Consider the following 3,330-nt stretch of genomic DNA (forward strand, 5'->3'; position numbering starts at 1 on the left):
AGGTCAAGATTACAGGAGTTCTACTCTTCTCTAGTAAGTTTTACCACACTAGAAAAAGTCTCCAATTTCGCCTTCGCTGCTTTCCCTAATGAGATTATTTCTCGCTTAAATGAATTGCAATTTACTAAACCAAAGTTAGTCACGCTGAATAATGAAGCGAATCAATTTTTGGGTCGAGACTGGAATCCCAGCGAAAAACACACGATAGAAATTAGGGCTAGCCACCACCCACCGGGACACGAACGCCACGTTTCCAGACTGTTATTTGTACAGGATACTGACGGCGAATATAAAGAATTCGCCATGCTCTCAACTAGAACTGGACAGCTACCGATTGGCACAAAGGCACAAGCTAATTTCGTTGGCGTGGAACCCGCTACTGCCAAGGCCACTATTGGACTACCAGGAAACGAGCCGACTGAGATTACCATCCGCGAACTCAAGAACTTCTCCTACGCAAGACTTGTTTTTAACGACCAACCCGTAAATTTAGAATTTGGTACTGTGCCAGTTCCTGATAAAACAGTAAAAATTAAATTAGATGCTTTGACTTTGGGGGAGTTAGACAGTGATTCTGTCGAACAGTTAAAACAAGTTGATTACCTAAAAAATGATAATGTCCTGAAGTTAAAACTCACTTCTATCTCCGAAGCTGGAGATCAAGCTTTTGTGCTGGGTGAGTCCCCAAATGGTAATCTCCTCAAAATCAATAAAATCAACTTTTATGATTTTTCTGGTCAGTCATTCTCGGATCGAGATTACCGAAAACTGACTATCGAAACGCCACCTTTAAAAACTAGAGATGCAGTATTTCTCAATGGTGAACCCTTGGGGGTATTACATTTTAAGAAAGACAAAGACGCGCTCAGACAGCTTGGATTGCTCAAAACCGGACAACTTACACCCGCACCCACTATTATTGAAAGTAATTTTTCTGTTATTTGCGCTCAAATTGACCCTAAGACCGTTGAATATCCGCAGAAATGGACGAAGGAATTTCTTATCTTTGGGACTCAATTAATTAACCCTCAACAACTGTATATGATTGATAGTAGTGCAAAAATTCTACATCATATTAAAGAGCGTCCAACTTTCTTATTTTCTACCCAATCAAACAAAAAACTTGGAGTCATGGGCTTGGCTGTTGACAACCAGAAAGCTGAGACTGTGACTAAATGGTTAACTGCTCAAAAAGTTGAATATCAACAAGTACCAATAGAAGATGTTATCAGGGAAACTAAAAAAGGTTTAACGGTCTTTAACTTAGTGAGTAGCTCAATTCCTCCCAAAAGTTTGGATAATATGACCAAGAAATTTGGGGCTGTGATTAAATCTACTCTTGAGTATCAACAATTGGTTAGCTCCCTTGCCACACGACCGCAGTTTTTGAAACCACCAGAACAATCAGCACAATCCCCGCCTCAACAAAGCGCTCAATTCCACCCAAACCAAAAGGTTCAAAATGTCGTCCCTCCTGTCATCAAAGGCAAACCGATTCCGATGAACTACCCTTTAATGATGCATGGTGAGCCGAACCCACTACCTGTAAATACTTGCATTGATGCCATGCGCGGATATGGCAGAACTCACACTACTAGAGCTTATGAGCCTTACAAACAGTATGGGTTTAAGGAAGGCGATATTGCTCTGGCGACAGGTATTGATAAGCAAGTCGCCTTTCGAGTGGGTAAGCAGTATCAAATCACACCTGATATGATTGCTGACCCCGTTTATCAACAGCAATGGGCTGACATGGAAAAGCACTCACTCAAAGCATTACCAGAATTGTTCACAGGCAAAGGGCAGGTCTGGGGACTACATCTAGAGCCGTTGGGGGATTATGTGGACGGGAAAATAGTCCCGTTTCCTGAACTGCAAAATAGAGCCGCACCCAACCAAACAGTCCAAACTCAATCAGTTACTATTGATGACTTGAGAAATTGGTACAATGCCGCAGATAAGTTAGGGAAGTCGGAAAATTACAAAAAACGCATTGTGGAAGTTGCCAATCAATTTAAAGCTGGTGAGCAATTATCAGCCGAAGCGTTGACAGTAATGAATAAAGATACATTTGATCTTGTTGCCATCAGTCGGCTGACTCAAATTGCTCAAAGGATTGGCATGGTCTGGGGTAAGTCTAATGAAAATGGCACTCAAGTTTTGGGAAAGATTTATGACTTGGCTTTCAATACCCAGCAGAGGAATTTAACTATTTCGCAGAAAAATGGAGAAGTAGTTTTCAACTTACAATCTGGTCAGGTGCAGACTAATAAACTAACTCCACAGATATTGCAAACTTTTGAGGATGCGAATAGTCAAATTGATAAAATATTAGTTAAATCTCAAACACAACAAATAGACTTACAAAGATAGATTTATCCTAAAATAGCCTTTTTAAGGCGTTTCACTTCTGGAATCAAGTCGCTAAGGAATTTATATTATGCATGACTCAGGTTACTGAGGTAAGCTTTTGAAGTTTTCTTTAACAGGTATTCTCACATTTGAACAAACACAAATGAAAATAAACGATTTTATCAAGAAAGGCATAGCTCCCGGAGGCAGGAGGCAGAAGGGAATGCTGCAACAGTCCTCTGCCTGTGACCAAACCGAACTTGGGTTTAAAACCCCGCCGTCTCTACACGGCGCTTACAATTGGGCGGGGTCTGAATCCCCGCCCCAATTGTTCCTTCTGCCTTCTGCCTTCTTCAACAAATAGGTATTGAGCCTAAGATAATTTTGAAGAGATCGGTAAAAGTTGAAAATTGAAGTCCAAGTTACAGTTTGGTAAGGTTGAGATGAATCAAGCTGAACAATTGCAAGATCAGTATGTCAAAGTCGGCTCTGTAAATACCCGATATTGGCAAGCGGGAGATTCAGGCAGCAGGGTCATTTTGCTTCATGGTGGTGGCGGTTACATTGAGTTGTGGAAGTACAATATCCAAGAATTAGCCAAAGATCATCGCGTTTATGCGTTTGATATGGTGGGTGCAGGTCGATCCGATAAACCCGATGCTGCTCATTACACCTTTGACTTCATGGCTCAGTTCACGCGAGATTTCATGAAGGTTTTAGAGATACCCAAGGCAAATTTGATTGGAACTTCTGCCGGCGGTGGAGTAGCACTCACTTTAACGTTGAACTTCCCACAATTAGTTGATCGACTAATTCTGGTTGGCAGTGCGGGTCTAGGGAAAGAACTTAATTTTCTGCTTCGAGTGACCACAATTCCTGGTTTAGCTAAGTTGTTTAGTTCACCAAGCAAATCAGGTGTATAAGAATCCTATTTGATTTTTGAAAAAGATTACGAGATAATACGGATGAGTTGACAAG

Annotated in this window: 1 protein-coding gene and 1 pseudogene; both read left to right on the top strand. The window is 41.2% G+C overall.

Annotation, left to right across the window (positions count from 1 at the left end):
• Window positions 1–2,373, top strand: a pseudogene (locus tag RM049_RS39150) (hypothetical protein); the annotation flags it as partial.
• 422 nt (window positions 2,374–2,795) lie between these two features.
• Window positions 2,796–3,275, top strand: a complete 480-nt coding sequence (locus tag RM049_RS39155) for an alpha/beta fold hydrolase (protein WP_322708103.1) — start codon at window positions 2,796–2,798, stop codon at window positions 3,273–3,275.
• The last annotated feature ends 55 nt before the right edge of the window (window positions 3,276–3,330 follow it).

It is taken from the genome of Nostoc sp. DedQUE04 (assembly GCF_034530995.1).
In the GTDB taxonomy this organism is placed as follows: Bacteria; Cyanobacteriota; Cyanobacteriia; order Cyanobacteriales; family Nostocaceae; genus Nostoc.